The following is a 14,272-nucleotide window of genomic DNA, read 5'->3' on the forward strand; positions in this document are numbered from 1 at the left end:
CGCCACCCACCCCGGCAGCGCGCGAGCGCGCAGCGGACGCGGCGCGGTGCGCGGCAGGCCGGGGCTCACGGCGCCACCGCCGCGGTGCTGACGCGCGCGCTGTCCACGCTGGCCTGGGCCAGGCCATACACCGAGTAGCGCACCATGTACGGCAGCTTGTAGTCGGGGAAGGCGGCGGCCACGCGCTGCTCCAGCGCCTCGTGGTGCGCCGAGGCGGCCTTGGCGTCGCTCAGTTCGCGGCTGCGCGGGCCCAGGCCGGCTACGTAGTCCTGCACCACCTGGCGGCTGCGGCGCAGGTAGTCCTGCTGCGCGCGCACCGCCTCGGCCACCGGCGCGAACTCGCCGCGCCCGCCGTACACCTTGGCCTGCGGATGCCCCGCCGACAGCGGCGGCAACTCGTCCAGGGCGGCGATCCAGCGATCGATGCGCGGCGTGGGCCGGCCGTTGACCAGGCCGCCTTCGAGCCAGGCATGCGCCTTGTGGTGCACCAGGTCGCCCACCACCAGGTCGCCGGTGGCGTCGATGCGCACCGCCACCTGCTGCGTCGCCACGCCCGGGTTGCGCAGCGCGAACAGCGTCAGCGTCTCGCCCGACTTGAGCTTGAGCGTGTGCTGCGCGCCGCTGAAGCGCTGCTGGATGTCGGCGTAGGCCGGGTAGCTCTCCGGCGTGAAGGCCTTCATGGTCTGGGTCCAGAAGGCCTTTTTGTAGGCATGCACCGCCGGCAGCGCCTCGGCCACCCCGGCGCTGCTGATGGAGGCCACGCCCTGCTGGTGCAGCCAGGCCAGGCCGTTGAACTTGTCCGGGTTGGGGTGCGTGACGATGACGCGGGTGATGGGCGACTTCGTCTCCTGCCGCACCTGGCGCACCATGGCCTGCGTCAACTCGGGCACGAACTGGGTGTCGATCAGCACCACCTCCTGCCCGTCGTCGTAATAGAAGGTGTGGGTGTCGAAGCCCTTGGCGTCGGAGGTGAACACGCCCAGCCGGCCGGCCTGCGCCGCGCCGGCGGCCATCACCAGCGCCGCGGCCAGCGCCAGGCGTGGCAGCGCCCGCGCCGGGGTATACCGGTGGTTCATGGCAGTAAACAATAAAGTCATAACTTCCTCCTGGCGGCAGCGGTTTCAGCGTCTTGCCCTGAGTTGCATCAGGGTTTACGCAAATCTATAGAGGCATGCCCGCGCTGTAGACAGCCCAGGAGTGAACTGAGAGTCAACCCAGTGGAAACAATCGAGCCCCGTTTCGAATGGGCGATGGCCTTCCTGGCCGTGGCGGAGTGCGGCAGCTTCACGCGCGCCGCGGAGCAGATGGGCTGCTCCAAGGCCTACGTGAGCAAGCAGGTGGCGGCGCTGGAGCGGGCGCTGGGTGCCAAGCTGCTGCACCGCACGACGCGGCGGCTGCAGGCGACCGAGACCGGCGCCATGTACCTGGAGTACTGCCAACGCCTGCGCGAGACGCTGAGCGAGGCGGAGCGCGCGGTGTCGAACCTGCGCACGGAGGTGCGCGGCCGGGTGCGCATGAGCGTGCCCACCACTTTCGGCATGGAGTTCATGGCCGAGCTGCTGCTGGCGCTGCGGCAGGCCTACCCGGAGCTGGAGGTGGAGCTGGACCTGAGCACGCAGCAGCACGACCTGGTGGCCGAGGGCATCGACCTGGCGGTGCGCTTCACGCGCAGCCTGGACTCGCGGCTGATCGCCAAGCCGCTGGCGGTGCTGCACGACTGGGTGCTGGGCTCACCGGCCGCGCTGCGCCGCCACGGCACGCCGCGCCACCCGCGCGACCTGGCGCAGCTGCCCTGCCTGAGCAACAGCCACTTCAAGGGCGACGAGCAGTGGCTGTTCATGCGCGATGGCGAGCAGGAGGTGGTGGACGTGCGGCACTGGCTGCGCGTCAACAACTACCCGCTGATGAAGCGCCTGACGCTGCTGGGCGACGGCTTCGCCAAGCTGCCGGCCTTCCTGGTGCAGCGCGAGGTGGCCGCCGGCGAGTTGGTCAGGGTGCTGGCCGAGCATGAGCTGCCCTCGACGCCGGTGTATCTGGTCTTTCCCGACCAGCGCCCGCTGCCGCGCAAGGTGCGCGTGGCGGTGGATTTCGTGGCGGAGTGGTTCCGGCAGGGACGGTGCGAGGCGTTTTGAACGCCCCGCACCGCCAAGCCTCAGCCCAAATACCGCCGCTCCAGATGCTCACGCAGATGCACCGGGTCCAGCGCCCCGCCGCTGGCCCGCAAGGTCAATTCGGCGGTGGTCCAGCGGCTGGCGGATTGCCAGATGTTTTCGCGCAGCCAGTCGAATATCGGCCCGAATTCACCACGGGCGATTTCGGCATCCAGTTCCGGCCGCGCCTTGCGCAGCGACGCGAACCACTGCGCCGCGTACATCGCGCCCAGCGTGTAGCAGGGGAAGTAGCCGAAGGAGCCGTCGGTCCAGTGCACGTCCTGCATCGGGCCGTCGCGGTAGTTGCCGCGCGTGTCCAGGCCCAGCAGCGCCAGCATCTGCTCGTCCCACAGCGCCGGGATGTCGCCGACCTCGATCTCGCCCTCGATCAGCGCGCGCTCGATGCGCCAGCGCAGCAGCACATGCGCCGGGTAGGTCAGCTCGTCGGCATCCACGCGGATCAAGCCCGGCTCCACGCGCGTCACCAGCCGCTGCAGGTTCCGCACTTCGAAGGCCGGCTGCGCGCCGAAGGCTTCCGCCAGCCAGGGCGCCAGCAGCGCGACGAAACCCGGGTGCCGGCCGAGCTGCATCTCGAAACTCAGGCTCTGGCTTTCGTGGATCGCCATCGAGCGTGCCTGCGCCAGCGGCTGGCCCAGCCAGGGACGCGGCAGGTTCTGCTCGTAGCGGCCATGGCCGGTCTCGTGGATGGTGCCCATCAGGCTGGTGAGGAACTCGTCCTCGCGGTAGCGCGTGGTCAGCCGCACGTCCTCGGGCACGCCGCCGGAGAAGGGGTGTGCGCTCACGTCCAGCCGCCCGGCCTCGAAGTCGAAGCCCAGCAGCCGCATCACGCGCTCGCACAGCGTGCGCTGCGCCGCCACGCTGAAGGGGCCTTGGGGCTGGATCACGCGCTCGCTCGCCTGCTTCTCGCGCACGCGCGTCACCAGGTCGGGCAGCCAGGCCGAGAGGTTGCCGAACAGCCGCTCCAGCTCGGCGTTGCTCATGCCGGGCTCGTAGCGCTGCATCAGCGCGTCGTAGCGCGAGCAACCGAAATGTTGCGACAGCAGCTCGGCCTCCTCGCGCGCGATGCGCACCACCTCGCGCAGGTTCTCGGCGAAGCCGGGCCAGTCGTTGGCCGGGCGCTGGCTGCGCCAGGCATGCTCGCAGCGCGAGCCTGCGATCTGCCGCGCCTCCACCAGTTCGGCCGGCAGCGCGGTGGCGAGCTCGAACTCGCGCCGGATCTCGCGCAGGTTGGCGCGCTGCTCGTCGTCCAGCGGCTCCTGCTCGGCGCGCTCGATCTGTTCCCTGCGCGCCGGGTCGCAGCGCAGGCCGTGGGTGAGCACGCCCAGCTCGGCCAGCGCCGCCGCGCGCGCCTCGCTGCCCTTGGGCGGCATCACGGCCGCCTGGTCCCACCAGGCGATGGAAGAAAGATGGTCCAGGCGGTAGAGGCGCCGGTTGGCGGCGGCCAGGAGGTCGTAGGCGGGGGTCTTGCTGTTCATTGCGGCAGGGTACGGGAAGAAAGCCGGGGCAGGCCGCCCGGCGGCGGGCCTTGCAGATCGTGCAGCCGGCGCGAGAGCGGGCCGAAGCGGCGGCGGTACTGCGCGGGCGTGAGCCCCACGTGGCGCCGGAACAGGCGGCCGAAGAAGCTGGCGTCCTGGTAGCCCACTTCCAGCGCCACCGCCTCCACCGGCGCGTCGCCGGACTCCAGCATCTGCTTGGCCTCCTCCAGCCGCAGCGTGTGCACGTACTCCAGCGGCGTCATGCCGGTGGCCTGTGTGAAGCGGCGCTTGAAGGTGCGCTCGGCCAGGCCCGACAGCGCCACCATGTGCCCCACCGGCGACTCGCAGGCGTAGTTCATCGCCACCCAGGCCTGGCAGCGCGCCACCAGCGGGTCGGCCGCGCAGCCGCCGCGGGTGAGCGAGGCGTAGGCCACGGGCGGGGTCTGGCCCGGGTCCATCAGGTTGATGCGCGCCACGCGCATCGCCTCCTGCGGCCCGGCGAAGCGCGCGATCAGCGCCAGCACCAGCAGGTGCCAGGCCACGCCGCTGCCGGCCATGAGGATGCGCTCGCCCGCCGCCACCAGCCCGCGCTCCGGATGCCAGCGCGTGCGCGGATACAGCCGCCGCAGCGCGTCGCAGTAGGCCCAGTGCGAGGTGGCCTCCAGCCCGTCGAGCAGCCCGGTGCAGGCCAGCAGCACCGCGCCGGAGCAGGCGCTGGCCACCAGCGCGCCGGCCGCATGCGCCTCGCGCACCCAGCGCACTTCCGCGTCGTAGCGCTGCGCCACCGGTTCGCCCGGCGGCACGGCCAGGTCCGTGATGCACAGCACCTGCGGCGCCGGGCAGTCCGCCAGCGCCGCGTCGGGCGTGATGCGCACGCCGTTGGCGGCGGTGAAGGTTTCACAGTGCCGGCTCACCAGCAGCGGCCGGAAAGGCGACGTGGCTTCGGGCTCGCCGTGCAGCAGGCTCCAGTCGCGCCGGGTGCCGGCCAGGCAGTCGAAGAAACCGAACAGCGTGGAGGCGGTGCTGTCGGGCGTGGCCAGCAGGGCCACGGTGATCGGGGCCAGGGAGTCGGCCATGGCATGAACGTCCGCTTTGTTGCACGAATGCCTGCGGTGCCTGGGGGCGCTCGCGCGCACATTGGCGCCGTCGCCGGATTGTGAGCCCGCCCCCGGACCCGCGGCGCGTCACCCCGAAGCACGAAGGAGACCCTCCATGACGACCTTGCAAGACGCCACTGGCCATGCCCTCACCGGCGCCACGGCCGCCGCCCTGGACGCCTTCGAGCAGGCATCGCACGAACTGCGCTGCCTGACGGGCGACCCGGCCGCCAGCATCGAGCGCGCGCTGCAGGCCGCGCCCGAGATGACCATGGCCCATGCCTTCAAGGCGTGGGTGTATTTGCTGGGCACCGAGCCCGAAGGCCTGCCCGTGGCCCGCGCCGCCTGCGAGGCCGGCGCCGCGCTGCCGGGCACCGAGCGCGAGCGACTGCACCTGCAGGCTGCCGGGCTGCTCGCGCACGGGCGCTGGCACGAGGCCGCCCGCGCGCTGGAGGACCTGTCGCTGCGCTACCCGCGCGACGCCCTGGCGCTGCAGGCCGGGCATCAGGTGGATTTCTTCACCGGCGACTCGCGCATGCTGCGCGACCGCATCGCGCGCGCCCTGCCGGCGTGGGACGCCACGCTGCCCGGCTACCACGCCGTGCTGGGCATGCACGCCTTCGGGCTGGAGGAAACCGGCGACTACGCGCAGGCCGAGGCCCAGGGCAAGCGCGCCGTGGAGCTGCAGCCGCGCGACAGCTGGGCCTGGCACGCGGTGGCGCACACGCTGGAGATGCGCAACCGCCCGGCCGACGGCATCGCCTGGCTGGAGCCGAACTCGGCGAGTTGGGCGCTGGGCAGTTTCCTGGGCGTGCACAACTGGTGGCACCTGGCCCTCTTCCACCTGGAGCTGGACCACCACGACGAAGTGCTGCGCCTGTACGACGAGGCCATTGCCGGCTCGGGGCTGCCGCAGGTGCTGGACCTGATCGACGCCAGCGCCATGCTGTGGCGGCTGCAGTTGCGCGGGCTGGACGTGGGCGAGCGCTGGCAACCGCTGGCCGACCGCTGGGCCCCGCTGGTGCGCCAGAGCCTCTACGCCTTCAACGATCTACACGCGATGCTGGCCTTCACCGGCGCCGGCCGCGCGGACGAGCAGCGGCGGCTGCTGCAGGCACAGGACGCGGCGCTGGCGCTGGGTGATGACAACGCGGGCTTCCTCCGCGAGGTGGGCGGCGCGGCCACGCGCGCGGTGATGGCCTTCGGCGACGGCGACTACGCGCAGTGCGTCGCGCTGCTGCGCCCGGTGCGCCACCGCGCGCACCGCTTCGGCGGCAGCCACGCGCAGCGCGACCTGCTGGACCTGACGCTGGTCGAGGCGGCGCTGCGCGCGGGCGACCAGGCGCTGGCGCGCGGGCTGTGCGCCGAACGCATCGCCATGCGGCCGGCGAGCCCGCTGGCACACAGGCTCATGCGGCGGAGCGCGGCGGCCGGCCTCACGGCGTGAACCGCCCCGGAAACCACCACAGCAGCGCCGCCGTCATCACCAGGTAGCGGCCGAACTTCCCGATCGCCATGTAGAGCATGCAGGGCCAGAACGGGAGCTTCAGCCAGCCGGCGACGGCGCACAGCGGGTCGCCCACCACGGGCAGCCAGCTCAGCAGGCAGGCCTTGGGGCCGAAGCGCTCCAGCCAGCCCAGCACCCGGTGCTCGGTGGGCTTGTGGCGAGCGTGCTCCACGACCACTTCCGCGCCATAGCCCATCCACCAGCTGATGGCCCCGCCCAGCGTGTTGCCGGCGGTGGCCACCAGCACCGCGTGCCAGAACAGCGACGGCTCCAGCTTCACCAGCCCGAACACCGCCGGCTCCGAGCCCAGCGGCAGCAGCGTGGCCGACACCAGCGCCACGATGAACACCGTGCTCAGCCCGAACTCGGGCAGCGCCAGGGCCTCCAGGACCTTCTGCATCCACACTTCCATCGGCCCATTATGGGCAGCCCCCGAAGCGCCCCTGGTTGCCTTCTCGACCACCCCGGCAGGCCTGCGCCCGGTGCCGCGCCGCGCCGGCACCGGCGGGCGGGACGAGCGCCGCCGCTATACTCCTGCCTCCTTTTTCAGCACCTCCCCCCACCTGCCCCATGAAACTCGGAGCGATCACGCTGCCGAATACGCTGTTCGTCGCCCCTATGGCAGGTGTGACGGACCGCCCGTTCCGCCAGCTGTGCAAGCGGCTGGGCGCGGGCTACGCGGTCAGCGAGATGGTCACCTCCAAGCGGGAGCTGTGGAATTCGCTCAAGACCTCGCGCCGCGCCGACCACGCCGGCGAGGTCGAGCCCATCGCGGTGCAGATCGCCGGCGTGGACCCGGCGCAGATGGCCGAGGCCGCGCTCTACAACATCGACCGCGGCGCCCAGGTCATCGACATCAACATGGGCTGCCCGGCCAAGAAGGTGTGCAACGTCTGGGCCGGATCGGCGCTGATGCAGGACGAGCCGCTGGCCCTTGCGATCGTCGAAGCCGTGGTCGCTGCCTGCGCCCCGCGCAACGTGCCCGTGACGCTGAAGATGCGCACCGGCTGGTGCGAGGCCGAGAAGAACGCGCTGCGCCTGGCGCGCGCGGCCGAGAGCGCCGGCATCGCCATGCTCACCGTGCACGGCCGCACGCGCGAGCAGGGCTACAAGGGCCAGGCCGAGTACGACACGGTGGCCGCGGTCAAGGCGGCGCTCAACATCCCGGTGGTGGCCAACGGCGACATCGACTCGCCGCTCAAGGCCCGGCAGGTGCTGGACTACACGAAGGCCGACGCGCTGATGATCGGCCGCGCCGCGCAGGGGCGGCCGTGGATCTTCCGCGAGGTGGCGCACTACCTCGCCACCGGCGAGCTGCTGGCGCCGCCCACGGTGCGCGAGGTACGCGCCTGGCTGCTGGAGCACCTGCAGGACCACTACGGCCTCTACGGCGAATACAGCGGCGTGCGCAGCGCGCGCAAGCACATCGGCTGGGCCGTGCGCGCCCTGCCCGGCGGCGAGGACTTCCGCGCCCGCATGAACTTGATTGAGCGCTGCGAGCAGCAGTTGCAGGCCGTGGGCGAGTGGTTCGACGAGCTCGCCGCGCAGCACGAGCGCCTGCCGCTGGCGGCCAACGACGAACGACTCGAACTCTCCGCATGAGCAAGCAACAGATCGAGGCCACTGTCCGCGAGAGCCTGGAGGAGTACTTCCGGGACCTCGACGGCGCGCAGCCCCATTCCGTCCACGAAATGATCATCGCCATCGTCGAGAAGCCGCTGCTGGAGGTGGTGATGCAGCACGCCGCCGGCAACCAGAGCAAGGCCGCCGAGTGGCTGGGCATCAACCGCAACACGCTGCGGCGCAAGCTGCTGGAGCACAAGCTGCTGGGGTCGCCGTCCTCGCCGTCGTCCTCCAACTAAGACCCCGTTCGGGCTGAGCCTGTCGAAGCCCTGCCGCACCACCGGGCCGCAAGCCCTTCGACAAAAGCTCAGGGCGAACGGAAAACGTTTCCTCTTATCCCACTCCAATCATGACCACCGCCCTCATCTCCGTCTCCGACAAGACCGGCATCGTCGAATTCGCCCGTGAGCTGCACGCCGTCGGCGTGAAGCTGCTGTCCACCGGCGGCACCGCCAAGCTCCTGGCCGACGCGGGCCTGCCCGTCACCGAGGTGGCCGAAGTCACCGGATTCCCCGAGATGCTCGACGGCCGCGTCAAGACGCTGCACCCGCGCGTGCACGGCGGCCTGCTGGCCCGCCGCGACGTGCCGGCGCACATGGCGGCGCTCCAGGAGCACGGCATCGACACCATCGAGCTGCTGGTGGTGAACCTCTATCCGTTCGAGGCCACCGTGGCCAAGCCCGGCTGCACGCTGGAGGACGCGATCGAGAACATCGACATCGGCGGCCCGGCCATGGTGCGCTCCGCCGCCAAGAACTGGAACGACGTGGCGGTGCTCACCGACGCCTCGCAGTACGCCCAGGTGCTGGCCGAGCTCAAGGCCGACGGCAGGGTCAGCCGCGCCACGCGCTTCAAGCTGTCCGTGGACGCCTTCAACCGCATCTCGCAGTACGACGGCGCCATCAGCGACTACCTGTCCTCGCTGGAGCTGGGCGCGGAAGGGCAGCAGCCCAAGCAGAACCTCTTCCCCGGCCAGACCAACGGCCGCTTCATCAAGCTGCAGGACCTGCGCTACGGCGAGAACTCGCACCAGCAGGCCGCCTTCTACCGCGACCTCTACCCCGCGCCCGGCTCGCTGGCCACGGCCAAGCAGCTGCAGGGCAAGGAGCTCTCGTACAACAACATCGCCGACGCCGATGCGGCCTGGGAGTGCGTCAAGAGCTTCAGCGACGTCCCGGCCTGCGTGATCGTCAAGCACGCCAACCCCTGCGGCGTGGCGGTCGGCGCGGACGTGGCCGAGGCCTACGCCAAGGCCTTCAAGACCGACCCCACCTCGGCCTTCGGCGGCATCATCGCCTTCAACCGCCCGCTGGATAAGGCCGGCGCGGAGCTGGTGGCCAAGCAGTTCGTGGAGGTGCTGATCGCCCCGGGCTTCACCGAGGAGGCGCGCGCCGTGTTCGCGAGCAAGGTCAACACCCGGCTGCTGCACATCGACCTGCCCCCGGGCGGCGACAAGCCCTGGGACCAGGGCCTGAACTTCATGGACGCCAAGCGCGTGGGCAGCGGACTGCTGCTGCAGACCGCCGACAACCGCGACTTCGATCCGGCCGACCTCAAGGTCGTGACCAAGCTCAAGCCCACCGAGCAGCAGATGCAGGACCTGCTCTTCGCCTGGAAGGTGGCCAAGTTCGTCAAGAGCAACGCCATCGTGTTCTGCGGCGGCGGCATGACGCTGGGCGTGGGCGCGGGCCAGATGAGCCGCATCGACAGCGCGCGCATCGCCAGCATCAAGGCCGAGAACGCCAAGCTCACGCTGCAGGGCTCGGCCGTGGCCAGCGACGCCTTCTTCCCGTTCCGCGACGGCCTGGACGTGGTGGTGGATGCCGGCGCGGGCTGCGTGATCCAGCCCGGCGGCAGCGTGCGTGACGACGAGGTGATCGCCGCCGCCGACGAGCGCGGCATCGCGATGGTGTTCACCGGCACGCGCCACTTCCGTCACTGATCGGCTGATTCCGATTCGCCGTCGCAACCGAAAGACCCCGTCACACCCGCGCAGGCGGGTATCCACGAACACCGGGCAGCAGCCCGACCCGCGTGGATGCCCGCCTTCGCGGGCATGACGAGGGAATTGTCAGACCCCATGCGCATCCTCGGCATCGACCCCGGCCTGCAGACCACGGGCTTCGGCGTCATCGAGGCCGACGGCCCGCACCTGAGCTACGTCGCCAGCGGCACGATCCGCACCAAGGACGCCGCGCGCGGCGATCTGCCCGGGCGGCTGAAGATCATCTTCGAGGGTGTGCGCGAGGTGCAGTCGCGCTACGCGCCCACCTGCGCCGCCGTCGAGATCGTGTTCGTCAACGTCAATCCGCAGAGCACGCTGCTGCTGGGCCAGGCGCGCGGCGCGGCGCTGGCGGCGCTGGTGGCGGGCGACCTGCCGGTGTCGGAGTACACCGCGCTGCAAATGAAGAAGGCCATCGTGGGCAGCGGCCACGCGCGCAAGGAGCAGGTGCAGCACATGGTGATGCGTCTGCTGGGCCTGCCCTCCCCGCCCGGCCCCGACGCGGCCGACGCACTTGGCATCGCCATCGCGCATGCCCACGCCGGCACCTCGCTGGCGGCCATGGCCGGTGCGGGCGGCGCGCTGGAGCGGCGCCAGCACGCGCTGTATCGCAAGGGGCGGGCGTACTGAGCACCCTGCCCCGTTCGCCCTGAGCTTATCGAAGGGCCCGGTCCGAACGCGCTCCTCGCCGCTACGGCGTCCACCCGTAGCGCACGACGTGGAAGAACACCGGCGCGGCGAAGGTGATGGAGTCCAGCCGGTCCATGTAGCCGCCATGGCCGGCGATGGACTGGCCCCAGTCCTTGGCGCCCAGCGAGCGCTTCACCGCCGACATCACCAGCCCACCCAGCACGCCGCCGCGCCTGCGCTGCGCGCACCGGGCAACGGATGCGGGCGTCGTCATGGCAGGCCTCCTCCCTCGTTTTGTCGGGCTGGAAGCCATCGCAGGTGATGGCGGCGTGCCGGCGTCCTCCGGTTGCGTCCTCATCGGCATCGCTGCCGCGCGCCGCGGCGCCGGCTCAGCGCGGCGCCGCCAGATCCATGGTCCAGTACATGCGGTAGGTGCTGGCGCCGTTGCTGACGCAGGCCACGCCCACGTGCTTGAAGGCGGGCTTCATGAGGTTGGCGCAGTGGCCGGGGCTGGCCATCCAGCCGTCCACCACGACCTGCACGGTGCCGTAGCCCGCGGCGATGTTCTCGCCCCAGGTGCTCCAGGTGTAGCCGGCCTGCGTGATGCGCGTGCCGGCGTTGCTGCCATCGGAGCCGGTGTGGCTGAAGAAGTTGCGCGAGGCCATGTCCTTCGAGTGGCGCGCCGCGGCGCCTTGCAGCCTGTCGTTCCAGGTCAGCGCCGTGGTGGGCGCGAAGCTGCCGTAGCCGCCGCAACTCGCGCCACGGGCCCGGTACGCGTTGATGCGCTGCATCAATTCAGCCTGGAAGTTGCCCAGGCCACAGTTGCTGCCAGCCACCACGGCCATGGCGCTTTCCGTGGCAACTGCCGGGGTGATCTCGGCCAATGCCGCGGAGAGCGCCGCGTGCATCTCGACCACGGTTTCCGCGGAGGCCGAGGAACTGAGCGTGGCGGGGTTGCCGGACGCCGCTTCGTCGTCGGGCTCGCTGCCGCCGCAGGCGACCATGCCGAGAGCCATCAGCACGGCCGCCCCGGCGCCGAGCAGGCAAGTCATTGAGGATGAGGGGGAAGACGTCGTCATGGGCCGGCAGCATCGGGCCACCGGCTTTGGTCACGATTCAGGATGCAACCCGGTGCCTGCCCCCGCAACGTCCAGCCACAACCAGCGGCTGGAAGTCGCCCGCGCTGTGAACTATGTCCAACACCCGGAGCGCCGCTACAGCAGCAGCGCCAGCCGCTCCAGCGCGATGACGCCGAAGAAACCCAGGCCGGCCAGCACGGTCCATTTCACGATCACCAACCCGCGGCGGCGCCAGCGCACGTCGCGGGTGCCGATGTACATCGCGAAGCACAGCAGCCCGGCCACCAGCAGCAGCCCGAAGACGAGGCGGAAGATCAGCATGCGCGGTCGCGGGCGCCGGTCACCAGGCCCGCACGGGTTGCGTGAAGCCCTGCGGCGCCTGGCGCTCGTCCGCGAAGGTCACGATCTCCCAGGCCGACGGGTCGGCCAGCAGCGCGCGCAGCAGCTTGTTGTTCAGCGCGTGGCCGCTCTTGTAGGCGCTGTAGGCCGCCAGCAGCGGGTGCCCGGCGATGTAGAGGTCGCCCATGGCGTCGAGGATCTTGTGCTTGACGAACTCGTCGTCGTAGCGCAGCCCCTCGGCATTGAGCACGCGGGTGTCGTCCACGACGATGGCGTTGTCCATGCTGCCGCCCAGGCTCAGGCCGCGCGCGCGCATGGCGTCCACGTCCTTGGCGAAGCCGAAGGTGCGGGCGCGCGCGATGTCGCGCTGGTAGCGCCCGGAGCCCAGGTCGAACTCCACGCGCTGCCCGGTGGAGTCCACCGCCGGGTGGTTGAACTCGATCTCGAAGCTCAGCCGGTAGCCGTGGTAGGGCTCCAGCCGGGCCCACTTCAGCGCGGCGCCCTCGCCTTCGCGCACCTCCACCGGCTTGAGCACGCGGATGAAGCGCTTGGGCGCGTCCTGCTCCACCACGCCGGCGCTCTGCAGCAGGAACACGAAGCTCGCGGCCGAGCCGTCGAGGATCGGCACCTCCTCGTTGGTGATGTCGATCTGCAGGTTGTCGATGCCCAGCCCGCAGCAGGCCGACATCACGTGTTCGATGGTGTGCACCTTGGGCGCACCCGGGTCGCCGCCCGGGGAGATGGTCGAAGCCAGCCGCGTGTCGCACACCGCCTGCGCGTTGACCGGGATGTCCACCGGCACCGGCAGGTCGATGCGGCGGAACACGATGCCCGTGTCCGGCGCCGCGGGGCGCAGCGTGAGCTCGACCTTGTGACCGCCGTGCAGGCCCACGCCGACGGCGCGGGTGAGCGACTTGAGGGTGCGTTGCTTGAGCATGGCGCGAATTGTCCTTGAAGCCCGGTGGCCGGACGGTGCAGGGGCCAAGCAAAGAAAAGCAAAGAAGCGCGAAGCGGGCATGAAGCCACGAGGCCGCGAGCCCGAGGGAGCCGCCAAGCAAAAGGGCCGCCTCGCGGCGGCCCGGTTTGCAGGCAGGTTCAGGAGTGGAAAGCCTGGGACGCTCAGTCCGCCTGCTTGCGCAGGTAGGCCGGGATCTCGATCTCGTCCATGCCGTTGCTCGCCAACGCGTCCACCTTGGCCGCGGCGCTGCGGCCGTGACGCCAGACGCTGGGCACGGTGTAGTCGGCGTTGCCGGCGGCGCCACCGGCCGGGGCGGCCAGGTTGTTGAGCACGGGCAGGTTGTCGGTGCCGGTGCGGGCGTTGCTGTGCACCACGCTGATGGCGGCCTGCGCGCGCTTGCTCGGGCTCAGGCCGGTGGCGATGACGGTCACGCGCAGCCTGTCGCCCAGGCTCTCGTCGTAGGCGGTGCCGTAGATCACATGCGCGTCCTCCGCGGCGTAGCGGCGGATGGTGTTCATGGCGTTGCGCGACTCGGCCAGCTTGAAGGTGGCCTTGCTCGCGGCGATGAGCACCAGCACGCCACGCGCGCCGGAGAGGTCGATGCCTTCGAGCAGCGGGCAGGCCACGGCGGCGTCGGCGGCCTTGTTGGCGCGGTCCGGGCCGCTGGCGGTGGCCGTGCCCATCATGGCTTTGCCCGGCTCGCTCATGACGGTCTTGACGTCCTCGAAGTCGACGTTGACCAGGCCGGGGATGTGGATGATGTCGCTGATACCGCCCACGGCGTTGCGCAGCACGTCGTTGGCCTGCGCGAAGGCCTCGTCTTGCGTCACGTCGTCGCCGAGCGTCTCCAGCAGCTTCTCGTTGAGCACGACGATGAGGCTGTCCACGTTGGCTTCGAGCTCGTTGACGCCGGCGTCGGCCTGCTTCATGCGGCGCGCACCCTCGAATTCGAAGGGCTTGGTGACCACGCCCACGGTGAGGATGCCCATCTCCTTGGCCGCGCGCGCGATCACGGGCGCCGCGCCGGTGCCCGTGCCGCCGCCCATGCCGGCGGTGATGAAGACCATGTGCGCGCCTTCGAGCGTCTGCTTGATGCGGTCCACCGCCTCCTCGGCGGCGGCCTGGCCCTTGTCAGGGCGCCCGCCCGCCCCCAGCCCGCTCGTGCCGAGCTGGATGGTGTGCTGCGCCGCCGAGCGATTGAGTGCCTGCGCATCGGTGTTGGCGACCACGAACTCCACGCCTTGAACACCCTGGGCAATCATGTGGTCCACGGCGTTGCCGCCGCCTCCACCGACCCCGATCACGCGGATCTGGGTGCCCTGGTCGAATTCTTCGATCATCTCGATAGCCATGGTTTGCACCTCCTGATGTGCAATTGTTCCTAGGTTGAC

General features: G+C 70.8%; 14 protein-coding genes and 1 pseudogene. 6 read left to right on the top strand and 9 right to left on the bottom strand.

The window, feature by feature from the left end; genetic code table 11:
- Positions 1-65: 65 nt before the first annotated feature.
- Positions 66-1,076: an MBL fold metallo-hydrolase gene (locus Q0741_RS25825; protein WP_298236066.1), complete on the bottom strand. Its 1,011-nt coding sequence runs from the start codon at positions 1,074-1,076 to the stop codon at positions 66-68.
- Positions 1,077-1,217: 141 nt separating this feature from the next.
- Between Q0741_RS25825 and Q0741_RS25830 the strand changes: the two genes are divergently transcribed.
- Positions 1,218-2,132, top strand: a complete 915-nt coding sequence (locus Q0741_RS25830; protein WP_298236067.1) for a LysR family transcriptional regulator — start codon at positions 1,218-1,220, stop codon at positions 2,130-2,132.
- A 20-nt stretch (positions 2,133-2,152) separates the two neighbouring features.
- Here the strand turns inward: Q0741_RS25830 and Q0741_RS25835 are convergent, their stop codons facing one another.
- Together Q0741_RS25835 and Q0741_RS25840 are read right to left on the bottom strand one after the other, a co-directional pair.
- A complete protein-coding gene (locus Q0741_RS25835; RefSeq protein WP_298236068.1) occupies positions 2,153-3,646 on the bottom strand; it encodes a carboxypeptidase M32 in 1,494 nt (497 codons plus the stop codon).
- A complete protein-coding gene (locus tag Q0741_RS25840) occupies positions 3,643-4,722 on the bottom strand; it encodes a GlxA family transcriptional regulator (RefSeq protein WP_298236069.1) in 1,080 nt (359 codons plus the stop codon). The genes Q0741_RS25835 and Q0741_RS25840 overlap by 4 nt, the downstream gene beginning before the upstream one ends.
- Positions 4,723-4,858: 136 nt before the next feature.
- Here Q0741_RS25840 and Q0741_RS25845 point away from each other — a divergent pair, with 136 nt between their 5' ends.
- Positions 4,859-6,190, top strand: a complete 1,332-nt coding sequence (locus tag Q0741_RS25845) for a tetratricopeptide repeat protein (RefSeq protein ID WP_298236070.1) — start codon at positions 4,859-4,861, stop codon at positions 6,188-6,190.
- Here the strand turns inward: Q0741_RS25845 and Q0741_RS25850 are convergent.
- A complete protein-coding gene (locus Q0741_RS25850) occupies positions 6,180-6,662 on the bottom strand; it encodes a YqaA family protein (protein WP_298236071.1) in 483 nt (160 codons plus the stop codon). The genes Q0741_RS25845 and Q0741_RS25850 overlap by 11 nt on opposite strands.
- A gap of 158 nt (positions 6,663-6,820) precedes the next feature.
- Between Q0741_RS25850 and dusB the strand changes: the two genes are divergently transcribed.
- From dusB to ruvC, 4 genes are all read left to right on the top strand, one after another.
- A complete protein-coding gene (gene dusB, locus Q0741_RS25855) occupies positions 6,821-7,852 on the top strand; it encodes a tRNA dihydrouridine synthase DusB (RefSeq protein WP_298236072.1) in 1,032 nt (343 codons plus the stop codon).
- Positions 7,849-8,112, top strand: coding sequence for a helix-turn-helix domain-containing protein (locus Q0741_RS25860; RefSeq protein ID WP_298236073.1), 264 nt, complete (start codon positions 7,849-7,851; stop codon positions 8,110-8,112). The genes dusB and Q0741_RS25860 overlap by 4 nt, the downstream gene beginning before the upstream one ends.
- Positions 8,113-8,219: 107 nt before the next feature.
- Positions 8,220-9,815, top strand: coding sequence for a bifunctional phosphoribosylaminoimidazolecarboxamide formyltransferase/IMP cyclohydrolase (purH, locus tag Q0741_RS25865; protein WP_298236089.1), 1,596 nt, complete (start codon positions 8,220-8,222; stop codon positions 9,813-9,815).
- A gap of 138 nt (positions 9,816-9,953) precedes the next feature.
- Positions 9,954-10,505 (top strand): crossover junction endodeoxyribonuclease RuvC, encoded by a 552-nt coding sequence (gene ruvC / locus Q0741_RS25870; RefSeq protein WP_298236074.1) that lies wholly within the window; start codon positions 9,954-9,956, stop codon positions 10,503-10,505.
- Positions 10,506-10,566: 61 nt separating this feature from the next.
- Here the strand turns inward: ruvC and Q0741_RS25875 are convergent.
- The 5 genes and pseudogenes from Q0741_RS25875 to ftsZ all read right to left on the bottom strand — a co-directional run.
- Positions 10,567-10,731: pseudogene (locus tag Q0741_RS25875) on the bottom strand (phosphatidate cytidylyltransferase); the annotation flags it as partial.
- 163 nt (positions 10,732-10,894) lie between these two features.
- A complete protein-coding gene (locus Q0741_RS25880) occupies positions 10,895-11,557 on the bottom strand; it encodes a CAP domain-containing protein (RefSeq protein ID WP_298236075.1) in 663 nt (220 codons plus the stop codon).
- A 162-nt stretch (positions 11,558-11,719) separates the two neighbouring features.
- A complete protein-coding gene (locus Q0741_RS25885) occupies positions 11,720-11,905 on the bottom strand; it encodes a hypothetical protein (protein WP_298236076.1) in 186 nt (61 codons plus the stop codon).
- A gap of 19 nt (positions 11,906-11,924) precedes the next feature.
- Positions 11,925-12,860, bottom strand: coding sequence for a UDP-3-O-acyl-N-acetylglucosamine deacetylase (gene lpxC / locus Q0741_RS25890; RefSeq protein WP_298236077.1), 936 nt, complete (start codon positions 12,858-12,860; stop codon positions 11,925-11,927).
- Between the two features lie 182 nt (positions 12,861-13,042).
- Positions 13,043-14,233: a cell division protein FtsZ gene (gene ftsZ / locus Q0741_RS25895; RefSeq protein ID WP_298236078.1), complete on the bottom strand. Its 1,191-nt coding sequence runs from the start codon at positions 14,231-14,233 to the stop codon at positions 13,043-13,045.
- Positions 14,234-14,272: the final 39 nt, after the last annotated feature.

Source organism: uncultured Azohydromonas sp. (assembly GCF_937926365.1).
In the GTDB taxonomy this organism is placed as follows: Bacteria; Pseudomonadota; Gammaproteobacteria; order Burkholderiales; family Burkholderiaceae_C; genus Azohydromonas.